The sequence below is a fragment of the Rhodococcus sp. ZPP genome (genome assembly GCF_017656075.1).
Lineage (GTDB): Bacteria > Actinomycetota > Actinomycetes > Mycobacteriales > Mycobacteriaceae > Rhodococcus_F > Rhodococcus_F oxybenzonivorans.
Window position 1 is genome coordinate 5306614 of the sequence record NZ_CP058638.1, and the last position, 25682, is coordinate 5332295.

16 protein-coding genes and 2 pseudogenes are annotated in these 25682 nt (G+C 67.0%); 7 read left to right on the forward strand and 11 right to left on the reverse strand.

Annotation, left to right across the window (positions count from 1 at the left end; all coding sequences use genetic code 11):
• Positions 1-4: 4 nt before the first annotated feature.
• Positions 5-1045: a class II fructose-bisphosphatase gene (glpX, locus tag HYG77_RS24610; RefSeq protein ID WP_109332220.1), complete on the reverse strand. Its 1041-nt coding sequence runs from the start codon at positions 1043-1045 to the stop codon at positions 5-7.
• 191 nt (positions 1046-1236) lie between these two features.
• Here glpX and HYG77_RS24615 point away from each other — a divergent pair, with 191 nt between their 5' ends.
• Positions 1237-1806 carry a DUF4245 domain-containing protein gene (locus tag HYG77_RS24615; RefSeq protein WP_208960922.1) on the forward strand — a complete coding sequence of 190 codons (570 nt, stop codon included), beginning with the start codon at positions 1237-1239 and terminating at the stop codon, positions 1804-1806.
• A gap of 14 nt (positions 1807-1820) precedes the next feature.
• Here the strand turns inward: HYG77_RS24615 and HYG77_RS24620 are convergent, their stop codons facing one another.
• Genes HYG77_RS24620 through HYG77_RS24630 form a run of 3 tightly spaced genes read right to left on the reverse strand, consistent with a single transcriptional unit; the run spans position 1821 to position 3925 of the window.
• A complete protein-coding gene (locus tag HYG77_RS24620; protein ID WP_109332218.1) occupies positions 1821-2048 on the reverse strand; it encodes an exodeoxyribonuclease VII small subunit in 228 nt (75 codons plus the stop codon).
• Between the two features lie 3 nt (positions 2049-2051).
• The gene (gene xseA, locus HYG77_RS24625; RefSeq protein WP_109332217.1) at positions 2052-3308 is read right to left on the reverse strand and encodes an exodeoxyribonuclease VII large subunit; all 1257 of its coding nucleotides are present in this window, start codon (positions 3306-3308) and stop codon (positions 2052-2054) included.
• Positions 3305-3925 carry a lipid droplet-associated protein gene (locus HYG77_RS24630; RefSeq protein ID WP_109335266.1) on the reverse strand — a complete coding sequence of 207 codons (621 nt, stop codon included), beginning with the start codon at positions 3923-3925 and terminating at the stop codon, positions 3305-3307. The genes xseA and HYG77_RS24630 overlap by 4 nt, the downstream gene beginning before the upstream one ends.
• Positions 3926-4067: 142 nt before the next feature.
• Between HYG77_RS24630 and HYG77_RS24635 the strand changes: the two genes are divergently transcribed.
• On the forward strand, positions 4068-5075 hold the full coding sequence (locus HYG77_RS24635; protein WP_109332216.1) for a 4-hydroxy-3-methylbut-2-enyl diphosphate reductase: 1008 nt from the start codon (positions 4068-4070) through the stop codon (positions 5073-5075).
• A gap of 21 nt (positions 5076-5096) precedes the next feature.
• Here the strand turns inward: HYG77_RS24635 and HYG77_RS24640 are convergent, their stop codons facing one another.
• Positions 5097-5972 carry a DUF6542 domain-containing protein gene (locus HYG77_RS24640; protein ID WP_204164791.1) on the reverse strand — a complete coding sequence of 292 codons (876 nt, stop codon included), beginning with the start codon at positions 5970-5972 and terminating at the stop codon, positions 5097-5099.
• Between the two features lie 196 nt (positions 5973-6168).
• On the opposite strand from HYG77_RS24640, the gene HYG77_RS24645 reads away from it, so the two are divergent.
• Both HYG77_RS24645 and HYG77_RS24650 read left to right on the forward strand, forming a co-directional pair.
• Positions 6169-7353, forward strand: a complete 1185-nt coding sequence (locus tag HYG77_RS24645; protein ID WP_208960923.1) for an exonuclease SbcCD subunit D — start codon at positions 6169-6171, stop codon at positions 7351-7353.
• Positions 7350-10331 (forward strand): SMC family ATPase, encoded by a 2982-nt coding sequence (locus HYG77_RS24650; RefSeq protein WP_208960924.1) that lies wholly within the window; start codon positions 7350-7352, stop codon positions 10329-10331. Before HYG77_RS24645 ends, HYG77_RS24650 begins: the two co-directional genes overlap by 4 nt.
• Positions 10332-10338: 7 nt before the next feature.
• Here HYG77_RS24650 and HYG77_RS24655 read toward each other — a convergent pair whose 3' ends face one another.
• From HYG77_RS24655 to HYG77_RS24665, 3 genes are all read right to left on the reverse strand, one after another.
• Positions 10339-11580, reverse strand: coding sequence for an AI-2E family transporter (locus HYG77_RS24655; protein ID WP_208960925.1), 1242 nt, complete (start codon positions 11578-11580; stop codon positions 10339-10341).
• Positions 11581-11711: 131 nt separating this feature from the next.
• On the reverse strand, positions 11712-11906 hold the full coding sequence (locus HYG77_RS24660) for a YbdD/YjiX family protein (RefSeq protein ID WP_109332210.1): 195 nt from the start codon (positions 11904-11906) through the stop codon (positions 11712-11714).
• On the reverse strand, positions 11896-14199 hold the full coding sequence (locus HYG77_RS24665) for a carbon starvation CstA family protein (RefSeq protein WP_208960926.1): 2304 nt from the start codon (positions 14197-14199) through the stop codon (positions 11896-11898). The genes HYG77_RS24660 and HYG77_RS24665 overlap by 11 nt, the downstream gene beginning before the upstream one ends.
• Positions 14200-14460: 261 nt before the next feature.
• Here HYG77_RS24665 and HYG77_RS24670 point away from each other — a divergent pair, with 261 nt between their 5' ends.
• From HYG77_RS24670 to HYG77_RS24680, 3 genes are all read left to right on the forward strand, one after another.
• Positions 14461-15174 carry an alpha/beta fold hydrolase gene (locus HYG77_RS24670; protein WP_208960927.1) on the forward strand — a complete coding sequence of 238 codons (714 nt, stop codon included), beginning with the start codon at positions 14461-14463 and terminating at the stop codon, positions 15172-15174.
• On the forward strand, positions 15171-16001 hold the full coding sequence (locus tag HYG77_RS24675; protein WP_208960928.1) for an SDR family oxidoreductase: 831 nt from the start codon (positions 15171-15173) through the stop codon (positions 15999-16001). Before HYG77_RS24670 ends, HYG77_RS24675 begins: the two co-directional genes overlap by 4 nt.
• Positions 16002-16085: 84 nt before the next feature.
• A complete protein-coding gene (locus tag HYG77_RS24680) occupies positions 16086-19067 on the forward strand; it encodes a non-ribosomal peptide synthetase (protein ID WP_208960929.1) in 2982 nt (993 codons plus the stop codon).
• Here HYG77_RS24680 and HYG77_RS39835 read toward each other — a convergent pair.
• The 3 genes and pseudogenes from HYG77_RS39835 to HYG77_RS39845 all read right to left on the reverse strand — a co-directional run.
• Positions 19010-22504 (reverse strand): amino acid adenylation domain-containing protein, encoded by a 3495-nt coding sequence (locus tag HYG77_RS39835; protein ID WP_244461380.1) that lies wholly within the window; start codon positions 22502-22504, stop codon positions 19010-19012. The two genes, HYG77_RS24680 and HYG77_RS39835, sit on opposite strands and share 58 nt — an antisense overlap.
• Positions 22505-22571: 67 nt before the next feature.
• Positions 22572-22961, reverse strand: a pseudogene (locus HYG77_RS39840) (condensation domain-containing protein); the annotation flags it as partial.
• 145 nt (positions 22962-23106) lie between these two features.
• Positions 23107-25623: pseudogene (locus tag HYG77_RS39845) on the reverse strand (amino acid adenylation domain-containing protein); the annotation flags it as partial.
• Positions 25624-25682: the final 59 nt, after the last annotated feature.

The window sequence follows — 25682 nt, forward strand, 5'->3', positions numbered from 1 at the left end:
GCGCTCAGAAGGACGGCGGAACCGCCCCGTCCTCACCGTCGAAGTCGACGGACGAGTACTCACGAAGCTTCTCGAGGCGGTGGTACGCATCGATCATGCGGACCGTTCCCGACTTGGATCGCATCACGATGGACTGGGTGGACGCGCCGCCACCGTAGTAGCGGACACCACGCAGCAGGTCGCCGTCGGTGACACCGGTGGCGCAGAAGAAGACGTTCTCGCCGGACACCAGGTCTTCGGTGGTCAGCACACGGTCGAGGTCGTGACCGGCGTCGATGGCCTTCTGACGCTCGGCGTCGTCGGTCGGGGCCAGCCGGCCCTGCAGCGAACCACCCATACAGCGCATGGCGGCGGCGGCGATGATGCCCTCGGGCGTGCCACCGGTGCCGATCAAGATGTCGGTGCCCGACTCCGGACGCGCGGCGGCGATCGCACCCGCGACGTCGCCGTCGGAGATGAGACGGATCCGGGCGCCGGTGTCCCGGACTTCCTGGATGAGCCCGGCGTGCCGCGGACGGTCGAGGATACAGACCGTCACGTCGGAGGTAGACGCCTTGCGGACCTTCGCGACACGCTTGATGTTCTCGGCGACGGGCGCGGTGATGTCGATGACATCGGCGGCGTCGGGACCGACGGCGATCTTCTCCATGTAGAACACGGCGGACGGGTCGAACATCGCGCCGCGCTCGGCGACTGCGAGGACAGCGATCGCATTGGGCATTCCCTTGGCCATCAGGGTGGTTCCGTCGACCGGGTCGACCGCGAAGTCGCAGTCGGGGCCGTCGCCGTTGCCGACCTCTTCGCCGTTGAACAGCATCGGGGCTTCGTCCTTCTCGCCCTCGCCGATGACCACGACACCGCGCATCGAGACCGAGCTCACGAGCTGGCGCATGGCGTCGACGGCGGCGCCGTCGCCACCTTCCTTGTCGCCACGGCCGACCCAGCGACCGGCAGCCATTGCACCAGCCTCGGTGACTCGGACCAATTCGAGAGCAAGGTTTCGGTCCGGGGCCTCGCGGCGTCTCGATGTGGTGCTGGCCGTCATGGGCAGTGCCTCCTGATGCAGTTCCGGTCGACGTTGTACGTCGACGCTGTGCCGGTCGGCCTGTCGGCCGCCGACTGTCGAGTGAATCTCAGGGCTGATTCTCCCAGAAAGTTGTGTGACGTGCGTTGCTGGGGCGACATATCGGGGACCGAGAATCGTCGTTCGGGGGCCGACCCTGGATACTGGTGTGCGTGGCATCCGATAAACCGCGCATCCTGCACAACAACCGCGACATGGTGTGGTCGCTCGTACCCCTTGTCCTGTTCTGCGTGCTGATCGCCGGTATCGCCAGCCAGTGCACGTTCAGCCCCGGCGGTCCCACGACCGGGCCGATTCCCAGCTTCGACATCGACGCTGCGCTGAAGTACGACGCGAACGATCTTCCGTTCCCGGTTCGGCAGCCGGAGACGCCCGAGGGCTGGACACCCAACTCGGGGAGCCGCAGCATCGTCAGTGGTGACGGCGGCGGCGACTCCAGCACCGTCGGCTTCATCACGCCGGCCGGTCGGTACATCCAGCTGACGCAGAGCAACGCGCTCGAAACCGTGCTGGTGCCCTTCGTGGCCGGTGGTCCGCGGACGACCACCGGTACAGAAGAGATCGCAGGTCATACGTGGATCGTGTACGGCGGTGAGGGAGTCGAACCGATCTGGGTCTCCGACTTCGGCGACGTCCGGCTCGTCGTGACGGGCAGCGCCTCACCGGAGGCATTCGAGCAGCTCACCACGGCCGCGGCCGAAGCCCCGATCCTCCCGGCTTGATCGCAGCCGATTCGTCAGCTCTCGTCGTCGGCGTGCGCGAGCGCAGTCTCGACGCGCTTGCGGGCTCCCGCGAGGTGCTCCTCGCACCGCTTCGCGAGAGCCTCCCCGCGCTCCCACAGGGCGAGTGACGCGTCGAGGTCGAGGCCACCTTGTTCGAGCACCTTGACCACGTCGACGAGTTCGTCACGCGCCGCCTCGTAACCGAGCTCCGCGATGTCGGTGTCGTTCCCGTTGTTGCTCATGTCCTACTTGTCCTTTCCCATCACCGCGGCACGGATTGCGCCGTCGGCGACTCGAACGCGAATCTGGGTGCCCGGCGGGGCGTCGTCGACCGAACGCAGTACCTCGGGATCGCCGTCGGGCACGATCCGCTGAACGACGGAATAGCCGCGGGCGAGCGTGGCCGCGGGTCCGAGGGTGGTCAACCGTGCCCGCAGGTGCTCGATCGTGGTGCTCTCCGCGGCGATTGCCCTGGTGATGTCGCGGCGGCCCGCCTCGCGCAGTCGCTCGACCTCGTCGCCCCGCTCGTCGAGAGCGCGCACCGGATCGGCGAGCACCGGCCGGCTCCGCAGCTGGGAGATCAGGTGGGATTCGCGCTGTACCCAATTCCGCAGCGCCGCCGCACTGCGTGAGCGCAGCTCGCTGACCAGCGCCTGCTCGGCGACAGCGTCCGGGACCACCCGTTTGGCGGCGTCCGTGGGGGTAGCGGCGCGCAGATCGGCGACGTGATCGCTGAGCGGGCTGTCGGGCTCGTGTCCGATGGCACTGACTATCGGGGTGGTGCACGCGACGATCGCCCGGCAGAGGGTCTCGTCGGAGAACGGCAGCAGGTCCTCCACGCTTCCGCCGCCGCGGGCCAGAATGATCACATCCACGTGCGGATCGGCGTCGAGTTCCTTCAACGCGTCGAGAATCTGCGGCACTGCGGTGACGCCCTGCACCGGGGTGTTACGAATCTCGAACCGGACGGCCGGCCAGCGGCGCTGCGCCACGCTGAGGACATCGTGCTCGGCGGCACTTGCTCGGCCGGTGATCAGGCCGACGGTCCCGGGAAGGAAGGGCAGCGGGCGCTTGAGCCGGGGGTCGAACAGGCCCTCCGCGGCCAGAAGCGCGCGCAGCCTCTCTATCCGCGCGAGGAGTTCGCCGATTCCGACCGCGCGGATCTCGGTCACTCGCAGCGACACCGATCCGCGGCCGGTGTAGAACGACAACTTCCCGAACATCACCACCCGACTGCCCTCGGTGAGGGGGACAGGGGAGTTCTGCAGCAGCTGAGGTGAGCACGTCACGGAGAGGGACATGTCGACGGACGGATCGCGCAGCACGAGAAACGCCGTCCGGGTACCGGGACGGGCATTGATCTGGGTGATCTGACCCTCGACCCACACACTCCCGAGCCGGTCGATCCACTGTGCGACCTTGGCCGAGACGGTGCGAACCGGCCACGGTTTGTCGGCGGTACTCGGTGCTGTACTGGCTGCGCGGGACTGGGCGGAAGTCACTTGGCCTTGGCGGTGGTGATGCGATTGGTCAGCATGGTCAGGAAGGGTGCCCTGGCAAGGGTCGCCGTCTCGTAGTCCAGCAGCGCTGTCAGGTCCTCGACGGACAGCGAGCGCAGGCGGGCCCGCAACTGGGCAAGGGTCAGCGACGAATAGTCGAGGTAGGCGGCGATCTCGGGTTCGGCGACTGCGGAGGCGGGCTTCGGGGTCGTGGTCTTCGCCACACCGTTGGTACTCGGAGCCTTCGGGCCGGTGGGGGCGGTGGACTTCTCTGCGAGGTCGTCACCCTGAGGGCTGAGGGAGTACAGCGCGAAGCGGCCGGGCCCGGCGGGACGATCGTCCGGCGCATCCTCGATGTCGGGTTCTCCGTCGGTGTCCTCGTCGAACACCGCCCAGGACGGCTGCTCTTCGTCGTGCGACCAGTGGATGAGGGCAAAAGCCTGGTCACCCTTGATGGCCAGCGCCGTCATGGTCTGCTGGACACGCATCGTGGTCTGCAGCACCTGGCTGACCGCAGTCATCGGCAGAGTGACCGCCGTCGTGGGCAGCCTCCTGGCTTCTTCGACGGCCGTCACGGCGATTCCAGCGGCGACGCGCGCCACGAACGGGGGACGAATCATGCTCACAGCCTGCCTGACATCGGCACGTTTGGGTAGCCGACGTGCCCACAGCGTGGACGACTCGACTCGATGACGCGCACAGTACCCCTCCGGAGGCCCGGCGAAAGTGTCTTAGCCGGGGGGTGACCCGTACGCTGGAACCATGTCTTCGGCTGTTCCACTCAATGTGGGTATCACACGTTCGGCAGATTCGGGAGTGCATGCGAGCGGTGAGAAGCGAGTGCTGCTCGCCGAACCCCGCGGGTACTGCGCCGGCGTCGACCGCGCTGTCGAAACGGTCGAGAAGGCGCTGGAGAAGCACGGCGCCCCGATCTACGTCCGCAAAGAAATCGTGCACAACCGCCACGTGGTGGAAACGCTCACCGAGCGCGGCGTGATCTTCGTCGACGAAACCGACGAGGTGCCCGAGGGTGCGTTGCTCGTATTCTCTGCGCACGGTGTGTCACCGGCCGTGCACGAGTCGGCCGCAGCCCGCAATCTCCGCACCATCGATGCGACGTGTCCACTGGTCACCAAGGTGCACCAGGAAGCGAAACGGTTCGCCCGCGACGACTACGACATTCTCCTCATCGGCCACGAGGGCCACGAGGAAGTGGAAGGCACTGCCGGCGAAGCCCCCGACCATGTGCAACTGGTCGACGGACCCGAGTCGGTGGATGCCGTCTCGGTCCGCGACGAGTCGAAGGTCATCTGGCTGTCGCAGACCACGCTGAGCGTCGACGAGACCATGCAGACCGTGGCGCGGCTCCGGGAGAAGTTCCCCCACCTGCAGGATCCGCCCAGCGACGACATCTGCTACGCCACCCAGAACCGTCAGGTGGCGGTCAAGGCGATGGCCCCCGAGTGCGATCTGGTGATCGTGGTGGGCTCCCGCAACTCGTCCAACTCGGTGCGCCTCGTCGAGGTGGCTCTCGGAGCCGGCGCGAAAGCGTCGTACCTCGTCGACTTCGCCCGTGAGGTGGATCCGGCGTGGCTCGACGGTGTTCGCACGGTCGGCATCACTTCCGGCGCCTCGGTACCGGAAATTCTCGTGCGCGGTGTGATCGACCTACTGGCCGAGCACGGGTTCCACGACGTCCAGCCGGTCACGACTGCCAACGAGACACTTGTCTTCGCGCTCCCCCGGGAGCTTCGCGCCGCCCGGCACTGACACCGTGCCGGGCGCCCGGGGTCAGCGGGGCTGCTCCGTCTCGAACGGTGGTTCGTAGCGGTCCCGATAGCGCACCTGAGGAATCGGGTGAGCAGGCACGTCGGTGGAACGGTAGCGGGCCGTCGGCCGCTGCGGGGTCGATCGCGGTGTCTGTGCCGATCGCGGGGCTTCAGTGGACCGGGGCGGCTGTGCGCTGCGCGGTACCTGGGTAGAGCGGGGTGCCTGCGAGATTCTGTCGGATACCGGTGGCGGGGGAGTGGGGCGGCCCGAAGACGCCGACCGACGCGGAGGCGGGCTGTCGGCCCGCCGCGCCGAGGAGCGAGGGTGCTCCCGGGCGGAACGCCTCTGCCGCAACCTCGTGGCCGACTCGTCGGCGTCCGGTGCGGTTCGACGGGTGCGCGTGCCCTCGCGTACCGAACGAGGCGTGCGGCGCCGTTCCGACGTACGGGCGGGCCCAGTTCGACGCTGCTGGAGGAGGAAGAGCCGCAGCCCGCCGATCACCAGGACGACGACTGTGGCGGCCAGCATGATCGGAAACCGGTTGACCAGCGGGTACGCGACATTGATGGCGAGGTCCCGCAGGGCTGTGCTGTTCTCCTCCGCGATCAGGCTCTGGCCCAGCGGTACGCCGACGAACAGGATCAGCGGCGGTTGCACGATGGCGGTGAAGAGGGCGCTGTTGCCGGCAGCCACCACGGCGAGGACGCAGCCGAGGAAATAGAACGTCGAGAACGCCGCGGTGAGTTCGCTCCCGCCGGCCGCATCGGCCACGAACCCGAGACAGGTGACTCCGACGGCCAGAAGAATGACACCCCACCAGGGGAGACCGGGAACCGACCCGACAATCGACTGCCGATCGAGCGGCACCCCGGAGCGAGCACGTTGGGTTGCAGACACACAACGACAGTAGCGGCAACATGTCGACTATCGCCGTTGGCGTGACCGGTCGGAGACCGGACTCGCACGGTAATTGTGCCGTTCCTCACGAATCGGCGGTACGAGGTCGCCCTCTGTCCGGGCGCCGCCGATCGGTTTCCCGCCACGCGGCGGGGGTGTTCGGGATTTGTCGGCACCGTGCTCTACCGTCCGAGACATGAGGATCCTGCACACGTCGGACTGGCACATCGGACGCACGTTCCACGGAGTGGATCTGCTCGCCGATCAGTCCCGGGTTCTCGACTCGATCGCCGCGCTGGTCCGCGAGTACTCGGTGGACGTCGTGGTCGTTCCCGGGGACGTGTACGACCGCTCGATTCCCAGTGCGGACGCCGTCACTGTGTGCAACCGCGGTTTCGAAGAGATCCGCGACGCCGGTGCCGTCATCATCGCCACATCCGGCAACCACGACTCCGCCGCGAGGCTGGGCGCGGGCGCCGCCTTCTCCCGGGCGGGCGGTCTGCACTTGATGACCACGGTGGCCGGCATCACTTCCCCCGTCGTGCTGGACGACGAGCACGGTCCCGTCGCGTTCTACGGGATTCCCTACCTGGAACCGGAGATCACCCGCACTCAGCTCGGCGTCCCCGCTGCCCGATCGCACGCGGACATTCTCGATGCGGCCATGGATCGAGTGCGCGCCGACCTCGACGTCAGGGCCGCCGATGCACCGGGTACGAGGTCGGTGGTGCTGGCGCATGCCTTCGTGGTGGGGGCAGAGGCCACAGGGTCGGAGCGGTCCATCTCGGTCGGTGGGGTCGAGACCGTGTCGGCGTCGGCGTTCGGTGGGGTCGACTACGTCGCGCTGGGCCACCTGCACTCACCGCAGACGCTGGCCGAGCACATTCGGTACTCGGGGTCGCCGCTGCCGTACTCCTTCGGTGAACGCACCCACCGCAAGGCCGTCTTCCTGGTCGACCTTGCCGCGGATGGGCTCCGGCGTGTCGAGCGGGTGGATCTGCCCGTGGTCCGCGGGCTACGACAGCTCACCGGCACCCTGGAAGAATTACTCGAAGGCGAGCATTTCGAGGATGCGGAGGAGTGCTACGTATCGGCGGTCCTCACCGATCCGCAGCGCCCCGTCGACGCCATGCGCTCTCTGCAGACCCGATTTCCGTTCGCCGTCCACCTGGAATGGCAGCGACCGGCAGGCACCGAGGATTTGCGGTATCGCGAGAAGGTGCACGGGCGCAGCGACGTGCAGATCACCCGCAGCTTCCTGACCGATGTGCGCAGCGAGCCGTCCCCGCGCGAGGTCCGCCTCGTGGAGGCCGCGCTCGGCCATGCCGACCGTGCCGGGGAAGACACGGCCGGGGTCGTGGTGCTGGAACAGTCGGCATGAGACTGCATCGACTCGAAGTCGAGGCGTTCGGACCGTTCGCGAATTCGGTCGAGGTCGATTTCGACCGACTCGGCGCCGACGGCCTCTTTCTGTTGCACGGGCAAACCGGTGCGGGCAAGACCACGGTGCTCGATGCGGTGGCCTTCGCGCTGTACGGCACCGTTCCCGGCGCACGCAAAGACGGGAAAAGGCTCCTCTCCGACCATGCGCAGGCGGGCTCCGTGCCGACAGTGACACTCGAAGTGACCATTTCCGGTCGCCGCCTCCGGCTGGTCCGCAGTCCCGAATTCGAACGCCCGAAACGTCGCGGTTCGGGAACGATCAAGGAGAACGCCAAAGCGACCCTCACGTGGCTGGACGGGCGAGGAGAACACCTGTCCCGAATCCCCGACATCGCCGAAGAGATCGGCCGGTTGATGGGGATGAGCGCCGACCAGTTCTTTCAGGTGGTTCTCCTCCCACAGGGCGAGTTCGCCCGCTTCCTGCGTGCCGACAACGAAGAACGCGGACAGCTCCTCGAGCGGTTGTTCGACACCACGCGGTTCGGGACGGTGGAGGAGTGGTTCCTGAATCGGCGGCGAGCGAGCGCTCATGACCTGGACGAGCATCAGCGTTCCATCGACGTGCTGATCGCCAAGGTCGCCACGGCAGCCGGTATCGAGGGCGGTGCGGACGCCGACCCTGTCACGTGGGCGCACAAACTGGAGGAAGAGGCGCGCGCCACCCGCGATGTTGCCGTCGAGGACCTCGAGAAGGTCAAGTCGGACGCGGCCCTGACGCGAGATGCTCTGGCGCAGGCGCGCCGAATCCTCGAACTCCAGAAACGGCGTGCCCGGGCAGAAGCCGAACTCGCCGCCTACGAGGCCGGAGCTTCGGAACGGGCGGTTCTCGCCGCCGAGGTCGCCGCAGCGCGGCGGGCGGAGCCGGTTGCCGTCGTCGTCCGCGAAGCGAACGCTGCCCGCGACAAGGCGGCGACCGCGACGCGACGGGTTGCCGCCATCGCAGACCGGCTGTGTTCGACGGCAGGTGGCGCCGAGGTGGTCGAGCAATTGTCGTGGCCGCCGAACAGTGAAGAGCGTGAACATCTTCGAACCTGCATCCGGTCGTGGCGCGACGATGTCGTCCGCCTCGACGGTGTGCTCGCAGAGGCGAAAGTGGGGGACCGGCTCGAAGTCGAACTCGGCCGGCTGCGCGCCCGGGAAGTCGGGCTGGCCGACACCCGCGCGGAGCTTGCCCGCGAACGCGAGGAGCTGCCCGGCGCTATTCGGGTCGCGGAGCGAGCGCTCGACGAGGCCGAGAAGGCGCGTGTGTCGTTGCCGGGGCTCGAGGATGTTCGTGCTCGCGCGGCCGACGCCGCCGCGGCCGCCGTCGAGCTTCGGCAGTGCCGTGACCGGCGCGACGAACTCGAGCGCGCCGTACTCGACGCCCGGCGAACACACCAGGATGCGCGCGAACACTGGCTCACTCTCCTGCAGCGCCGGATTCTGGGGATGGCCGCCGAACTCGCGGGCACGCTCGAGGACGGTCAACCGTGTCAGGTGTGCGGTTCGGTGGAGCACCCCGACCCCGCGGCGGAGTCCGAACTGTCGGTCACCAAGGCAGATGAGGATGTGGCCCTCGCAGCGGAACAGAAGGCCGCCGCGAAGGTGAACACCGCGGCGGAGGCTCTGGCAACGGCAGACCGCACAATCGACGTGCTGGTTCAACGTTGCGGGGACGGCGACGCCGACCACCTCGGGGCCGAACTCGCCTCCGCGGAGGCGGCACTGCGCCATGCGAGTGAACTCGGCGAGCAGGCCGCGTCGCGGGCCCGCCATCTCGGTGAGCTCCGCGATCGTGAGACGCAACTGCACACTCGTTCGCACGACCTTGCGGTCGAGGCTGCCACCGTCGCCGAGAAAATCACCTCGGGTGCTGCGCAGCTCGAGGAGATCCGGGCGCGGGTGCGTGAGGCCGCAGGCGAGGACGAGAGTCCCGCGGCCCGCCGCGCCCGCATCGCGGTGCTGGCGGACGCCGCGTCCGAACTGCTCGACGCCCGGGACGAGGGAGCAGCCGCCGAGTCCTCAGCCCAGGAACTGGCCGCGAAGGCCGAACTGCTCGCTCGCGAGGCAGGATTCGACCGAACGAGCGACGCGGTGGCGGCGGTGCGTCCCGTTGCCCGACAGGACGAAATCGACGCCCGACTCACCGCTGCCCGTGACGCTGAGGTGGGTGCCCGCCGAATACTCGACGAACCGGAGATCGCCGCCGTCGCGGATGCTGCGCCGGTCGACCTGGTGTCCGTCCAGCAGGCACACGACGCCGCAACGGAGGCGGTCGACGTCGCGGTGGCGGTGGCGTCGGAAGCCGAACGACGACTACTCGACCTCGAGCGTTTCGTCGGCCAGCTCGAGAGAGCGGCCGCGGCCATCGCCCCGATGCAGGCGGAACACGAGGAACTGGCCGCCCTCGCCGAGGTGATCGCCGGTCGTGGTCAGAACTCACGCAAGATGTCGCTGCGCTCGTATGTGCTCGCTGCGCGGCTCGAGGAAGTCGCGGTCTCGGCGTCCGCCCGGTTGAGCCGGATGTCCGCTGGCCGCTACTCGTTCGTCCACACCGACGAGGCCGGCCCGCGTGGGCGTCGTGGTGGCCTCGGACTCGATATCCGCGACGACTACACCGGCGTGGTGCGGTCGGCGAAGACGCTGTCCGGCGGAGAGTCGTTTCTTGCCTCGCTGTCGCTGGCCCTGGGACTCGCCGACGTGGTCGCGGCGGAGTCCGGCGGTGTCGTCCTCGACACCATGTTCATCGACGAAGGGTTCGGCACCCTCGACGCCGACACGCTCGACTCGGTGATGGGCGTGCTCGACGAACTACGGGACGGTGGTCGCGTGGTCGGTATCGTCAGCCACGTCGACGAGATGCGTCAGCGAATTCCCAGTCGCCTCCACGTGATTCGTGGACGCACCGGCTCGACGCTCGAGGTGATCGCGGGCTGAGCGGCGATCACTCGGCCTGCGGTGTGATCGCTTTGGGAGCGATACCTTTCGGAGCCACGGCAGCCTGGTCGATCGTCACGCCCTCCCGCTCGGCATCGTCGATGTCCTCGTCGGCGGCGACGTCGTCGGGGATGTTGGCCTCGGCACTCTTCTCGTCGATCTGTTCGCCGATGTAGCGCACCACGACGGCGGCCACGGCGGCGGTAGGCACCGCGAGGAAGGCGCCGACGATGCCGAATACCGACGCGCCCGCGGTCACGGCGAGCAGCACCACGACCGCGTGCAGCTTCATGCTCTTGCTCTGCAGGACCGGTTGGAGCACGTTGCCCTCGATCTGCTGGACCACCAGGATGATGATCAGCACGATCACCGCGGTGGTGAGCCCGTTGGCCACCAAGGCGACGAGGACGGCGAGGGCCCCGGCGACGAAGGCGCCGACGATCGGGATGAAGCCACCGATGAAGGTCAGGATCGCGAGGACCGGCGCGAGGGGCACCCCGAGGATGAGCAGTCCGGCGCCGATGAACACTGCGTCGATGAGGCTCACCAGCGCCTGCGTTCGGATGAATCCGCCGAGCGTGTCCCACATCCGGCCGAGCACGACTTCGAGGTGTCGGCCGGCGCGGCCGCCGCTCACCGAGTGGAGCCAGGGGATGAAGCGCGGTCCGTCCTTGATGAAGAAGAACGACAGAACCAGTACGAGGCCGAGGGTGAGGAGCAGTGAGCTAGCGGTGCTGACGCCGGTGAAGACGCCGGACGCGATTACCGTTCCACTTTCCTGGACCTTCGCGATGATGGTGTGGATTCCCTCCTCGATTTGGTCGTCCTTGAGGTTGATCGGCGGACCCTGCAACCAGTCCTGCACCTGGTTGATGCCCTCGGTGGCCTTGTTGGCCAGCTCAGGAGCCTGACTGACCACCGAGGGCACGATGCCGGCGATGATGCCCGCGAGCACCGCGATGAACAGGACGAGTGTGGTCGCGGCGGCGGCCGCCGGGGGAATGCCTCGTTTGGTCATTGCCCGCGTCGGCGGCCACAGCACGGTGCACACGACGATCGCGAGGAGCACGGGGAGGACGATCACCCAGAGCTTCTCGATGATCCACCCGAACAGCAACGCTCCCAGCGCAATCGCAACGAGAACGAGCGACCACTTGGCCAACCACATTCCGCCGAGCCCGATGAGATGCCCGCGATCGGGTTTGGTGATCTCCTGCCCGGGCGCTGCCGGGGCTTCTTGGTCCGCCACAGTTGGTCCTCCCTCGTCTCACAGACATCCGCCGTATCGCCCCGGGCCGCGAGGGCGGACCGGTGACGGCACTGACCGCGTGTGCCGACTGTCCGTCCAGCCGATCGTACTGACAGCGTCGCCGTGTGCGGTCAGCAGCAGCGGGCACCCGGATTCGCGTCGGCGTCGGCGTACCGGGCGCGCCAGTACTCGCGTTCGCTCGGAACGGCTGCACCGGGATGACATCGGCGGAGGTGGTCGACATACCGGGAATAGTCGTGATCACCCATCAACGAGCCCGTCCACCACCAGGCCGTCCGGAGAGCTCCGACAACCCTATTCGCCATGGTGATGCACCTTTCCGGTGACCGCGTGGGCCGCACCGGGCGCGCGCACGACGCCCTCGGCGATCAGGTCGTTCCATTCCTTCTCGAGCCCCTTCTCCGCGGTGGTGGGCACGAAACCGGCGGGTGCGAAGATCTTGGACTGCTGCTCGGGCGACTCCGTGGTGGGCAGACCGCCCGCCCGGAACGCCTTGATGCACACGAGCAGTCCGGCAGCCACCACGACCAGGACCAGTCCGGCGAAGACGATGGACAGTGTTCCCTGGATGAAGGTGTTGCGGATGACCGCGTCGATGGCGTCCGGTGTCTTCGCCGAACCGAAGCTCGTCTTCCCGGCTTCCTTGGCGTCCTTGAAAGCGGCGTGCTGGGACCAGTAGCCGATGGAGGTGTTGCCCGAGAAGATCTTCTGCCACGACGCCGTCATCGTGACGATCAGGTCCCAGACGAGCGGCACCCCGGGAATCCACGCCCACTTGAAGAGGCCCTTCTTCATGACGACGGCGAGGACGACGGTCAGGGCGATGGCAGCCAGGAGCTGGTTGGCGATTCCGAACAGCGGGAAGAGTGTGTTGATGCCGCCGAGCGGGTCGGTGACTCCCATGAGCAGGATGGCACCCCAGAGTCCGACGACGGCCAGCGAGCACACCCAGGCGCCGACGCGCCACGACGGATCCTTGAACTTGCGGGCCGGTCCACCGAAGTTGCCGAGGGAATCGGAGAGCATGAAGCGGGCGACACGAGTACCGGCGTCCACCGTGGTGAGAATGAACAACGCTTCGAACATGATCGCGAAGTGGTACCAGAACGATTTGAGCGCAGTACCCCCGAGGAATTGGCTGAGCACCTCCGACATGCCGAAGGCGAGTGTGGGTGCACCGCCGGTGCGCGAGATGATCGATTCCTCACCGACGTTCTCGGCGGCTTCCGACAGGGTGCCGGGGGAGATGCCGGGACTGGTCAGTCCGAGCCCGTTCACGTAATCGGCTGCGGTCTCCGGAGTTCCACCGGTCAGGGTGGACGGGGCGTTGAGGGCGAAGTACAGGTGCTGATCGATGATGCAGGCAGTGACGAGCGCCATGATCGCCACGAACGACTCGGTGAGCATGCCGCCGTAGCCGATCAGGCGGGTCTGCTTCTCCTTCTCCAGCAACTTCGGGGTGGTGCCGGACGCGATGAGCGCATGGAAGCCGGACAGCGCGCCGCACGCGATCGTGATGAACAGGAACGGGAAGAGCGATCCGGCGAACGCGGGGCCGTTTCCCTGGATCGCGAACGTGGTGACGTCCGGCATCTTGATGGTGGGCCGGGCGACGAGGATTCCGACTGCCAGAAGAACGATCGTCCCGATCTTCATGAACGTCGACAGGTAGTCGCGCGGTGCGAGTAGAAGCCACACGGGCAGGACCGACGCCGCGAATCCGTAGGCGATCATCAGCCACGCGATGGTGACCTTGGACAGTGTGAACCAGTCGGCGCCCCAGGAGGTGTCGGCGACCCAGCCGCCGGCGACGATGGCGGCGAGTAGGAGGACCACGCCGATGAGAGATACCTCCGCCACCTTGCCGGGTCGAAGGTATCGCAGGTAGACGCCCATGAAGAGGGCGATCGGGATCGTCATCGCGATGGAGAAGACACCCCAGGGGCTTTCGGCGAGCGCGTTGACGACCACCAGGGCCAGGACGGCGATGAGAATGATCATGATGACGAACACGCCGATCATGGCGGCGACACCACCGACCAGTCCGAGTTCGTCCCGTGCCATCTGCCCGAGGCTGCGCCCGCGCCGTTTCGTCGAAATCCACAGGACCAGGAAGTCCTGCACGGCACCGGCGAAGACGACACCGATGATGATCCAGAGGGTGCCGGGTAGGTAGCCCATCTGCGCGGCAAGTACTGGGCCGACGAGTGGTCCCGCACCGGCGATGGCGGCGAAGTGGTGCCCGAAGAGCACCCGCCGATCCGTCGGCATGTAATCCTTGCCGTTCTCCAGAATCTCGGCCGGTGTCGCCAGATCGTCACGGGGTTTGACGATCCTGCTCTCGATCAGCCGCGCATAGAAACGGTAGGCGATGAGGTAGGTGCAGACGGCAGCGACCACGAACCACACGGCACTGATGTTCTCGCCGCGGACGAACGCAATCATCGCCCACGCGATGCCGCCGAGAATGCCCAGGACGATGAAGACGATCCGTGCCGTCGGGGAAATCGGGGTGCGGTCCACGACCCCCACCGGTGGCAGATCAGGGTCCGTCCTCAGATATTCGACCTCGGGTTCGGGGGCGGCTTTCAGAGCCATCTCGATCTCCTTTCCAGCGTTCCCGCCGTCATTGTGTGGCAGGGGAACGGTGTGGGCACGGCTTCCGGTGTTATGGCCTCCGTCACCCTATTGCCCCCACATTGCCAGTGTGAGCCGACCCGGGAAATGTCGCCCGTTTATCTGGGCGCGAACCCGGGCAGGCTGAAGGAAGAGCCCGGCACTTCGACGGCTCGCCCGCATCCGCGCGGCGGAGCGACGGAACTGCCGGACCCAAAGAGCTTCGTGGAACGGAGACGCGCGATGAGTGAGACCGTGCTCGTATGCCTGCCGTATGCCGGTTCCGGTGCATCGTTCTTCCGAGGGTGGCGGAGTTTCGCTCCGCGAGGACTGGAAGTCGCGCCGCTGCAATTGCCCGGGCGCGAGGAGCGGTTCGTGGACCCTCCTCTCACCGAGGTCGCGGAGGCCGTCGACGACCTGCTGCCTCGGGTGCTGCCGATCGGGCAAGGTGCGGACCGGGTCGCGATCTTCGGCCACAGCCTGGGCGCGGTCCTTGCCTATGAGCTCGCCCATCGACTCGCCGGTCAAGGCGGTGTGCCGCTCACCCATCTGTTCGTGAGCGGGGCGCCCGGTCCGGCGACGGTCCGGGAAATACGTGCGTCACTGCTGGATGACGAGGGTTTCCTCGAACAGGTGCACGAACTCGCCGGTTACTCGCACCCGGCGTTGGAGAATCCCGAACTGCGGGAACTTCTCCTTCCGGTCCTCCGCGCCGACGTCGAGATGCACGAGAACTACCGGCCGCCGCCGCATCCGCTGCTGGACATCCCGGTCACCGCGCTTCGTGGACGCGAGGATCATCTCGTCAGCGCCGAACAGGCAGCGCAGTGGAAAGAGGTCACCACCGGCGAGAGCACGGTCGTGGAACTCGACGGTGGTCACATGTACCTCACCGACCATCCGCATGCCCTCCTACGACTCGTCGCGTCCCGCCTCTCGGTCACCGAACCGCGATGAGCCCCTCTCTGGAAGGCAAGACCGCCGTCGTCACCGGTGCCGCGCGGGGCATCGGACGTGCCTGTGCGATCGACTTCGCTGCGGGCGGGGCAGACGTAATGCTGCTCGACGTGTGCGGGGACATTCCGGGTGTTCCCTACCCACTGGGCTCGACGAGCCAGCTCGAGTACACCGCCGACCTGTGCCGCGGACACGGAGTTGCGGTGCTCACGCGCGCGGTGGACGTGCGGGTGCGCAGCGAGATCGACGCTGCCGTCGACGCGGCACAAGAACGTTTCGGCCACGTCGACATATTGGTCAACAACGCGGGAATCGCGGCACCGTCGGGAACGCTCGTCCACGAGATCGACGAGGACGAATGGCAATTGATGATCGACGTCGACCTCTCGGGGGCGTGGCGGGCGATAGCCGCCACGGGCCGGATCATGGTGGCGCAACGCAGCGGCAGCATCATCAACATCAGTTCCACCGCGGGCATCGTCGGGTACAGACGCTTCGCCGGTTACGTTGCCGCCAAACACGGATTGGTCGGCCTGACCAAGGCCGCCGCCTTGGACTATGCGCCCAGTGGTGTCCGCGTGAATGCGCTGTGCCCCGGATCGGTCCGCGACAGTCCCGCCTTCGAAGGCCGGATGCTGGCCGAGATCGCTCGATCACTCGGCATTCGAGTGGAGGAGCACGAGTCCGTGTTCGTGCAGTCCCAGCCGAACAATGCACTCATCGATCCGGAGGATGTTGCTGCGGCTGCCCGGTGGCTCGCGTCCGACGAATCACGGCGGGTCACCGGATCGGTCGTCACGGTCGACGGCGGCTTCTCGGCGCGGTGACACGACCATCCAGGGGCAGGTCCGCGGTGCGCCCGGGCGCTTCTCGGCAGGCGCCTCGGAACGTTTCTTCGGTAGAATCGACCCATGCACCAATCCCATTGGGGTCGGGCTGGGCTGGCGCGCACGGCGTACGGCCATGCACTGTCGGTGCGTATTCCCCTGGGCTCCTCGGCCGACGAAGGCCCGGATCGAGAGCCGTGGAACGGCGATACTCTCGCACGCACTCTCGCGGCCGCGAGTAACCGGTGGTGGGGCAACGAAGTGCCGCATCCGCGGCTGTGGATCGAACGCGTCGACGCTGCTTCCACCGACTCGTTGGCACGACGACAACTCGATGCCGAACTACGCAGGCCGATGAGTATCGACGGGCCGGTGATGCGGGCTGTGCTGCTGCGATACTCGGACGGCGCGGCCGATCTCGTCGTCACTGCGGATCGCCGGGATCTGGATCCACCGTCTCTGAGCACGGCGGTGGATGTCCTTCTGGGCAACCGCGATCCCGACTCCCTCACCGCGGAACCTGTGCGGCGGCGCCCCGACGGGCGTGCCCTGCTGCCACCGCCGACAACGATCCCGGGGGGACGCACCCGGTTCGCCTGGATGGCAGGTCGGGAACCGAGTCCACACCCCGCGCTGGTCGAGGTATCGCTGGGTCGGCAACAGTGTGAGGTCGCAGCCCGTGTCGCACTCGCGGCAGGGAGGGTCCTGGGGCGCTACGAAGACCTCGACACGGTGCGAGTCGGTCTGTGGTCGCCGGTTCCCGAAAGACCCGTGGATGTGTTGGGAGGACAGCACGAATTCGGTGTGTTGTCGGTCGACTGTGCCGAAGGTTCTGCACCTGAACATGTTTCGCAACCACCGATGGCGGCGGATGACGACACCGAACCCAGTGCCGACTCTTCGGACCCTGCCCGGGAGAGCGCCGGCAGTGTTCCGGTCGGCGTCCTGGGCGGCGCCTGCGGATACCCTGGCTCGGAGCGACGATGGCTGCCCTGCCAGACCCCACCGTTTCCGCTCACTCTCGCCGTGGTCGTCGGAAAGTCGGGGGACGCATCGCTGCAGGTGCATGCGCAACCGTATGTGGTGGACGAACAGGCGGCACGGCAATTCGCACATCACGTGGTCGAGATGTTCCGCCGGCTCGGCGTCGAAGGTTCGGGCCCCGAGCATGACGACGTGTTCGTGTCCGAAGATGATCGCCTCGCAGAGGCCGAAACGGGACCGAACGGCGTGCCGGACCGGTCGCAGCGGATCGATACCGTGTTCCGGCAGCGGGCCCGTGAGAGGCCGTACTCGGTCGCGCTGGTGCAGGGCCGCCGTACACTCACCTACGGCGAATTGGACGAGCAATCGCGCTGGGCCGCAGCCGGACTCCGGGAATGTGGTGCCTCGCCCGGTGATCGTGTCGGAGTGTGCCTGGACCGATCCATCGAGCTCATCGTCACGATGCTGGCGATTCTCCAGGTGGGTGCGGCGTTCGTGCCCATGGACTTCCGGCACCCACCGGACCGCCTCGAGTACACCGCCGGTGACGCCGGGATTCGCCTGGTCGTCACCGACCGGCCGGACATCAGCTGGGGTGACGGAATACGCGCGGTGTCTCCGCAGGATCTCGAGGCCGCGGCAAGTGCTGCTTACCCAGACGGGGCCCGCTCACCCGGGGCCGATGTGGGCGACGCCGCCGCTGTGGCGTACGTGATCTATACATCCGGGTCGACGGGCCGTCCCAAGGGTGTGCTCATTCCCCACCGCAATGTGCTCGCTCTCCTCGCCGCCACCGACACAGAATTCGCTCTCGCGCCCGATGACACCTGGTCGATGTTCCATTCTTCGGCGTTCGACTTCTCGGTATGGGAGATCTGGGGTGCGTTGCTCACAGGCGCCCGGTTGGTCATCGTGCCGTACTGGATATCCCGCTCGCCCGTCGAATTCCACACCCTCCTCCAGGAGGAAGGCGTGAGTGTGCTGAGCCAAACCCCCTCCGCCTTCGGGCAACTCATGGTGGCCGACCGTGAACTGCCGAGCTTGGACCACCTCCGGTTGGTCGTCTTCGGTGGGGAGTCGCTCGACACGCGCATGCTCGTGTCGTGGATGGACCGCTACCCGGAGTCGACATGCCGATTGGTCAACATGTACGGGACCACCGAGACCACCGTGCACGTCACCGCCCACACCGTGACGCGGCGGGACGCGTTGTCGAATTCGAAGGTGGTGGGCAGGCCGTTGCAGGGGTGGTCCGTGCGCCTGCTCGACAATCGTGGCCGTCCCGTGCCCACAGGTGTGACCGGTGAAATATATGTCGGTGGAGCGGGCGTCGCGCTCGGGTACCTCAACCGGCCCGAGCTGACCGAGCAACGGTTCGTGTGCTGGCGAAACGGCGAAAAGCACTACCGCACGGGCGACCGGGGACGCCTTCACGGCGACGGCACTCTCGAGCACCTGGGCCGGCTGGATACTCAGGTGCAGATTCGTGGATTTCGGGTGGAACTCGGTGAGGTGCGGGGTGTGCTGCTCGACGACCCTCAGGTCACGGCTGCGGCAGTGGTGGCCACGGACGCCGACGATGATCCGGCAGGACCGGGCATCGATGCGTACGTGGTCTCGCGCGGCGGGACACCGGCGTCGATACGTCAACGCGCTGCCACGTTCCTGCCCGAGTACATGCTGCCGCGCACGATCACCATCGTCGACGCGCTTCCTCTCACGATCAACGGCAAATTGGACACTGCCCGACTTCCGGTGCCCGATAGGCTTTTCCTGCCGCCGCCCACGCGGGCACCGGAGGTGACATCGACGAACGATCTGGCTTCCACTCTCACCGACATCTGGGAGTCCGTCCTGGGTGTTCCCGTCGGCGCCGACGACAACCTGTTCGAGCTCGGTGGAAACTCGTTGTGCGCCATCAAGGCCGACAGCATGATGCGCCGACTCGGCCTACCGGTACTGCCGATGCGTGAACTGTATCTTCGGCCGAGTATCCGGGGAATCTGCCAGACGCTGGACAGACTCTATCCTTCGGCGGACCCGGCGGACCCGGCGGACCCAGTGGACTCGGCGGACAAGTAGCGTTCGACGACGGCCCCGATCGCTCGGGCAGGTTCCGGCTGCATCATGTCGTTGTGACTACACGCGACCGCATGCTCGTGAATGGTGCCGTCAACCGCGGTTCGCCAGGCATCGACGGCGCGTACGGCACCGCCGTTCGGTGTGGTGCCGCTCGCGGTGAAGAACAGCAGATCCCCGGAGAATGATGCGGGCGTGAACCGGCCCAGTATGCGGGTGGAGTTGGCGTATCCCTCATTGATTCGCCGAAGATGCTCGGCGGTGAGCCCCGCCACCGCCGATCCGTATGCGCGCTGTATCAGGAGTGCGGCCTCGTCGTACGTCAGTTCCTCTTCCTGTGATCGTGTGCCGGCGTCGACGCCGAGTCCCGCGAGCAACTCCGGGATCGGCAGTGCCGCGGCGTGTTCCTCGTCCGGATTGCCCGGATAGCTGTCCAGCAGAACCAGCGCCCCAACTCGGTCACCGCCGGTGTGCAGTGCGGTGGCCATGGCGTGAGCGATTGTCCCACCGAGCGACCAGCCGAGGAGATGGTAGGGGCCGTCCGGTTGAACTGCCTTGATCTCGTCGATGTAGCGCCGGGCCAATTCGTCGATCGACTCGTATTCGGAGCCGCCGCTGATGGCGGGCAATTGCAACCCGTATACGGGACGGTCCGGCGAGAGATGGCGCACGAGAGAGGTGTATGCCCAGGCCAGTCCGATCCCGGCATGCACACAGAACAGAGGTGGGAGAGCTCCGCTCGGTCGAAGCGGAACGAGCACACGCAGTGCCGCATCGACGGTGACGGCCTCGCCGATAGCCTCCGATTCTGCATCGAGCCGCGCGGCCAGCCCTGCCGTCGTCGGATCGAGGAACAACGCCTGCAGAGGCACCGTGCGTCCTAGCCGCTTCTCCAGGGCCGTGACCACGCCGATCGCGGTCAACGAGGTGCCGCCCAGAGCAAAGAAGTTGTCATCCACGCCGATTCGTCCGGCGTCGGTGTCACCGCTGTCCGGTGCGAGTGCCTCCACGAAAGCGTCGAGAACGACGCGTTCGGTGGCGGTTCGAGGACTGCGGGACGGTGTGGATTCCGGACGGAACGCCGGCTCCGGCAGCGCGCTTCGATCCAGTTTCCCGGCGGGTGTGAGCGGGATGTGGTCGAGCGAAACGATGGCGGCGGGAATCATGTGCGCGGGCAGCAGTGTGGACAGGTATGCGGTCAATGCCTCCGGATCGGCCGATCCGGTATCGGACTGTATGTAGGTGACGACGACGGGGGTGCCGCCCGGACCCGGTCTGCTGACGGTTGCAGCGAAGGAGACGTCGGGGTGAGTGGTGAGCGCGGTGTCGATCTCGCCCGGCTCGATCCGGAAGCCTCGGACCTTGATCTGGAAGTCGGTGCGTCCCAGATGCTCCAGCGTGCCGTCGGAGTGTGCACGCACCAGGTCGCCGGTGCGGTACATTCGGCCACCGGTCTCCGTGAAGGGACAGGCCACGAAGTGGTGCGCCGTCGTCGCGGGCCGGGCGTTGTATCCACGGGCGAGTCCTGGACCGGCGAGGTACAGTTCGCCGGGTGTGCCCGCCGGGACGGGGTGGAGTCGGTCGTCCAGCACGGCGGCAACAAATCCGCGCGTCGGCCGGCCGATGGTGACGGGGTCGCCCGGAGTCAACGGCTCACTCATGTGCGACATGATGGTCGTTTCGGTGGGACCGTACGCGTTGACCATCCGACGACCGGACGCCCAGCGGGAGACGAGGGCCGAAGGGCACGACTCGCCCGCGACGGTAAGGACCCGCACCGTGCCGAGTCCGCCGGGTTCGAGGGTGGCCAGCGCGGTGGGTGTGATGAAGGCGTGGGTGACCCCTTCCCGAACGAAGAACTCCGCCAGCGCCGGCCCGCCGTAGGTCATCGGGGGCGCGATGATGACGCGGGCACCGGCGCAGAACGCCATCATCATCTCGAAGATCGACGCATCGAAGCTGGGGGACGCGAGGTGCGACACCCGCGCTTCGGCGGTCACCCTCAGCCGCGCCCGTTCCTGTTCGGCGAGATCGGCCAGACCGCGGTGTGTGAGCACGACGCCCTTCGGGGTCCCCGTCGATCCGGAGGTGTAGATGAGATACGCGGGGTGGTCGAGGCGGAGCGTCGCCGCGCGGTCGGCGTCGGTCACGGCGGCAGCCGGGAAACCTCGCAGACGGTCGTCGAATTCGGGTTCGTCGAGAACCAGCCACGACAGTTCATCGGGGAGCTTTGCCCGGAACTCCGAGACGGTGATGCCGAGCCGCGCCCCGCAGTCGTCGAGCATGTGGGAGATGCGCGCAGGAGGATAGGTGGGGTCGACGGGCACCAGGGCGGCCCCGGACTTCGCCACCGACCACAGAGCGACCACGGATTCGATCGAGCGCGGAAGGGCTGATATCACAGCGCTTTCCGGCCCGGCTCCGCGATGCATCAGCCACCGCGCCAGTCGGTTGGACTGTTCGTCGAGTTCCCGATAGGTGAGGTGGCGGCCTGCGCAGGACACGGCCACGTCGTCTCCACGGGCCCGCGCGGCGGAGGAGAGGATCGCGGGCCACAGTTGAGGAGTGCACCCGCGCGGTCCTGCGGTGGGTGCTTGCTCGTCACCGAGTCGGATGTCGCCGACCACGACCGTAGGTTCGGCGACGATCTGTTCGAGGACACGGAGGAACCTGTTCGCGAGATTCCGGATCGTCACCGGCTCGAACAGGTCCGTGGCGTAGGTGAATCCGGCGGTGATCCCCGACGGCTCTCCCTCGCTGTCGAGTTCCTCGGTGACCACCAACTCGAGATCCACCTTGGCCGTCGCCGGTGTGCTCTCTGCGGGATGGACAGTGACACCGGGAATCTCGAGGTCGTGCGGTGCGCTGCTGTCGAATTCGAGGGACACCTGGAACAGCGGGGAATGCGCGGTGGAGCGGACGGGAGCCAGTGCCTCGACCAGTTGCTCGAACGGCAGGTCGGCGTGGATGAAGGCGCCGAGGTCGACTTCCCGGGTGTCGGCGAGGAGTTCGGCGAACGATGCGGCTGCCGTCACCCGAGTACGCAGCACCAGCGTATTGACGAACATTCCGACAAGGTCGTCGAGGGCTGGTTCGGTGCGGCCCGCGATAGGTGTACCGATGACGATGTCCTCGGTGCCGGTCGATCGGGCAAGCAGGGCGGCGAACGCGGCGTGCAACGTGATGAAGAGCGTCGTATTGCTCGCGCGCGCCGTCGAACGCAGTTGACGATGCAGTTCGGGATCGATGCGGAACCCGAGGCGATCGCCGCGGAGGGTGCGTTGTGGTGGTCGTGGGTGGTCGGTGGGGAGGGGGAGTAGGTCGGGGAGGGCGTGGAGGGTGTTTTTCCAGTAGTGGAGTTGGGTGGTGATGAGGCTGTGGGGGTCGTCGGTGGTGCCGAGGAGTTGGTGTTGCCAGAGGGTGTAGTCGGCGTAGTGGATGGTGAGGGGGGTGTGGTGGGGGGGTGTGGTGGTGGGTGTGGGCGGTGTAGGCGGTGACGAGGTCGCGGAGGAGTGGGGTGAGGGAGTGGCCGTCGGCGCTGATGTGGTGCAGGACGAGGGTGAGGATGTGGTGGTGGGGGGTGAGTTGGTAGAGGTGGGTGCGCAGTGGGGTGTCGGTGGTGACGTCGAATCCGGTGGTGGTGTCGGTGGTGATGTGGTGGGGGAGTTGGGTTTCGGTGGTGGTTGTGGTGGGGAGGTGGTGGGGTGTGGCTGGGTGGATGTGTTGGGTGGGTTGGCCGTGGTGGAGGGGGTAGGTGGTGCGGAGGGTTTCGTGGCGGGTGGTGAGGTCGGTGAGGGCGTGTTCGAGTGCGGTGGTGTCGAGGTGTCCGGTGAGGTGGAGGGTGAGGGGGATGTTGTAGGCGGGTGAGGTGGTGTCGTATTGGTTGAGGAACCACATGCGTTTCTGGGCGGGGGGAGAGGGGGATCCACTGCGGCCGGGGACCCGCGACCAACGGATGCGGAACGTTGTTCGTTCGATGAACGAGGTGGCTCGACACGGTGCGCGGGGTCAGGTCCTCGAACAGCGTGCGCACGCCGATGTCGGTGTGCAGCGCACTGTTGATGCGGGCTACCGCCCGGGTGGCAGTCAGCGAATTGCCGCCCGCTTCGAAGAAATTGTCGTCGATGCCCACGTGGTCGAGTCCGAGTGCGGCAGCGAAGGCGTCGGCGACCGTCTCCTCGATCGGAGTCGCGGTGTGGCGCGCGGTATCCGCGCCGCGGTCGAATTGGGGCTCCGGTAGCGCGGCGCGATCGAGCTTGCCCACCCGCGTCAACGGGATTTCCTCGATCGTCACGATTGCCGCCGGAACCATGTAGGCCGGAAGCGACTCGGCGAGGTATGCAGTGAGCTGCGCCGGAACGGCCTCCATGCCTTCGGTAGGCAAGACGTAGGAGACGAGCAGGGTATCGCCGGAGGGTCCCGTCGTTCCGATCGTGGCCGCGTACGCGACAGCGGGGTGGCGGGTCAGCGCGGCATCGATTTCGCCCAGCTCGATCCGGAAACCGCGGACTTTCACCTGGAAATCGCTGCGGCCCAAGTACTCGAGTGAGTGGTCCTCACGTCGCCATCGGACGATGTCGCCCGTGCGGTACAGGCGCTCACCGCCGCCGAACGGATCAGCCACGAATCGCTGTGCTGTCAGCCCCGGCCGCCGGTGGTATCCCCGGGCGCATCCGGGACCCGCGACATACAGCTCGCCGGGTACTCCCGCCGGCACCGGCTGCAGACGCGCATCGAGTACGAGCTCGGCGACACCGCGGATCGGTTGTCCGATCGTGATGTCGGCTCCGACGCTCATCGGATCACTGATATTGCACATCACAGTCGTTTCGGTGGGCCCGTACCCGTTCCGAAGCCTCCTGCCCGGTGCCCATCTGTCGACCAGACCGGGTGGGCACTCCTCGCCACCCACCACCACGTCGCGGAAGGTGTCGAGGTCCGCGGGGTCGGTTGTGGCGAGTGCGGCGGTGGGCACGAACGCGTGTGTGATCCGCTCGGCTTCGATCAGCCGGGTCAGTTCGATGCCACCGAACACTCCGGGTGGCGTGATCACCATCGTTGCGGCAGAACCGAACGCGAGGAGGTAGTCGAACAGCGAACCGTCGAAGGTGGGCGACGAGAAATGCAGCACGCGGGAATCGGTGTGCGGTGTGAGTAGCTCGGCTTGCGCTGCGGCGAACGAACCGAGACCGCGGTGCGTGACCACCACACCCTTGGGCACGCCCGTCGACCCGGAGGTGTAGATCAGATAGGCCGGGTGGTCGATCCGCGACGGCAGTCGGCGATCCCGGTCGTCGACCGGAGCGGCCGAGTAGCTTTCCGTCCGGGTGCGGAAGTCGGGTCGGTCGACGAACAGCCAGGACGTGGTGTCCGGCAGCTGGTCGCGGTGCTCGGAACAGCTGAGACCCAGCAGGGTGCCGGAGTCGGTCAGCATCTGTTCGATGCGAGTGCGCGGGTACCCCGGGTCCACAGGCAGGAACGCCGCACCCGTCTTGCTGATTGCCCAGACGGCAAGGACCGAGTAGATCGACCGAGAGAGGGCGAACGCCACGAACGATTCCGGTGTGGCACCGAAGTCGATCAGCAAGCGCGCCATCCGGTTCGACGTCTCGTCCAGCTCGCGATATGTCACCGTGCGCCCCTCGAACGACAGCGCAGGCGCCTCGGGATTCACTGCGGCGGCGGCGCTGAAGATCTGCGCGAGGGTGCGGTACTCGACGGCCGGTGCTCCCCGGGCGGGCACGAGGTCCCGCAGTTCCGCGTCGTCGAGCACATTCAGCGCGGCCAGCGTCGTATCGGGTTCGGTCGCCATGACGGTGAGAACCTTGCGGACTCGGGCAGCAATGGATTCCACATCCTCCCGCTCGAGCAGGTCGGGCAGGTACTCGAACTTCAGGTGGAGCCGGTCGTTCGCGGAGGCCGCGATGGCCAGGGGGTAGTGCGTGGCATCGGACCCGCGGGTGGCCGTGATCTCGAGCTCGGACTTCTGGGCGTCGAGCGTCGTGTCGAGGGGGTAGGACTCGAAGACGGTGAGGGTGTCGAAGGTGGTGGCGGGTCCGGTGGCGCGGTGGATGTCGGGGAGGCCGAGGTGGTGGTGGTCGAGGAGTTGGGTGTGGGTGTGGTGGGTGTGGTCGAGGAGTTGGGTGAGGGTGTGGTGGGGGTCGAGGGTGATGCGGACGGGGATGGTGTTGATGAAGAGTCCGATCATGGTTTCGATGCCGGGGATGTGGGGTGGGCGTCCGGAGACGGTGGTGCCGAAGACGACGTCGTCGCGGTGGGTGAGGGTGGCCAGGACGATGCCCCAGGCGGTTTGGACCATGGTGTTGAGGGTGAGGTTCCGCTCGCGCGCCAGCGCCCGCAGTGCTTGCGTCCCTTCCTGATCGATCGACAGGCCGAGCTCCTCCGGGAAGTTCGCCACCGTTGCCCGGTCCGAGTACGCGATGAGAAGAGTCGGCTCCTCCACACCGTCGAGTGCTTCCTTCCACGCGGCGACGCTGTCCTCGATCGGTTGCCGCCCGAGCCACGCCAGGTAGTCGCGATACGACCGAGGGTGCGGCAGTCCGGTGGTGTCGTTGTGGTGGGTGTAGAGGTGGAGGAGTTCGTGGAGGAGGAGGGGGG

Bases quoted from the DNA above. Each gene is read 5' to 3' on its own strand.
- glpX (WP_109332220.1), bottom strand. From the start codon at position 1,045: ATGACGGCCAGCACCACATCGAGACGCCGCGAGGCCCCGGACCGAAAC.
- HYG77_RS24620 (WP_109332218.1), bottom strand. From the start codon at position 2,048: ATGAGCAACAACGGGAACGACACCGACATCGCGGAGCTCGGTTACGAG.
- HYG77_RS24630 (WP_109335266.1), bottom strand. From the start codon at position 3,925: ATGATTCGTCCCCCGTTCGTGGCGCGCGTCGCCGCTGGAATCGCCGTG.
- HYG77_RS24635 (WP_109332216.1), top strand. From the start codon at position 4,068: ATGTCTTCGGCTGTTCCACTCAATGTGGGTATCACACGTTCGGCAGAT.
- HYG77_RS24645 (WP_208960923.1), top strand. From the start codon at position 6,169: ATGAGGATCCTGCACACGTCGGACTGGCACATCGGACGCACGTTCCAC.
- HYG77_RS24650 (WP_208960924.1), top strand. From the start codon at position 7,350: ATGAGACTGCATCGACTCGAAGTCGAGGCGTTCGGACCGTTCGCGAAT.
- HYG77_RS24660 (WP_109332210.1), bottom strand. From the start codon at position 11,906: ATGGCGAATAGGGTTGTCGGAGCTCTCCGGACGGCCTGGTGGTGGACG.
- HYG77_RS24665 (WP_208960926.1), bottom strand. From the start codon at position 14,199: ATGGCTCTGAAAGCCGCCCCCGAACCCGAGGTCGAATATCTGAGGACG.
- HYG77_RS24670 (WP_208960927.1), top strand. From the start codon at position 14,461: ATGAGTGAGACCGTGCTCGTATGCCTGCCGTATGCCGGTTCCGGTGCA.
- HYG77_RS24675 (WP_208960928.1), top strand. From the start codon at position 15,171: ATGAGCCCCTCTCTGGAAGGCAAGACCGCCGTCGTCACCGGTGCCGCG.
- HYG77_RS24680 (WP_208960929.1), top strand. From the start codon at position 16,086: ATGCACCAATCCCATTGGGGTCGGGCTGGGCTGGCGCGCACGGCGTAC.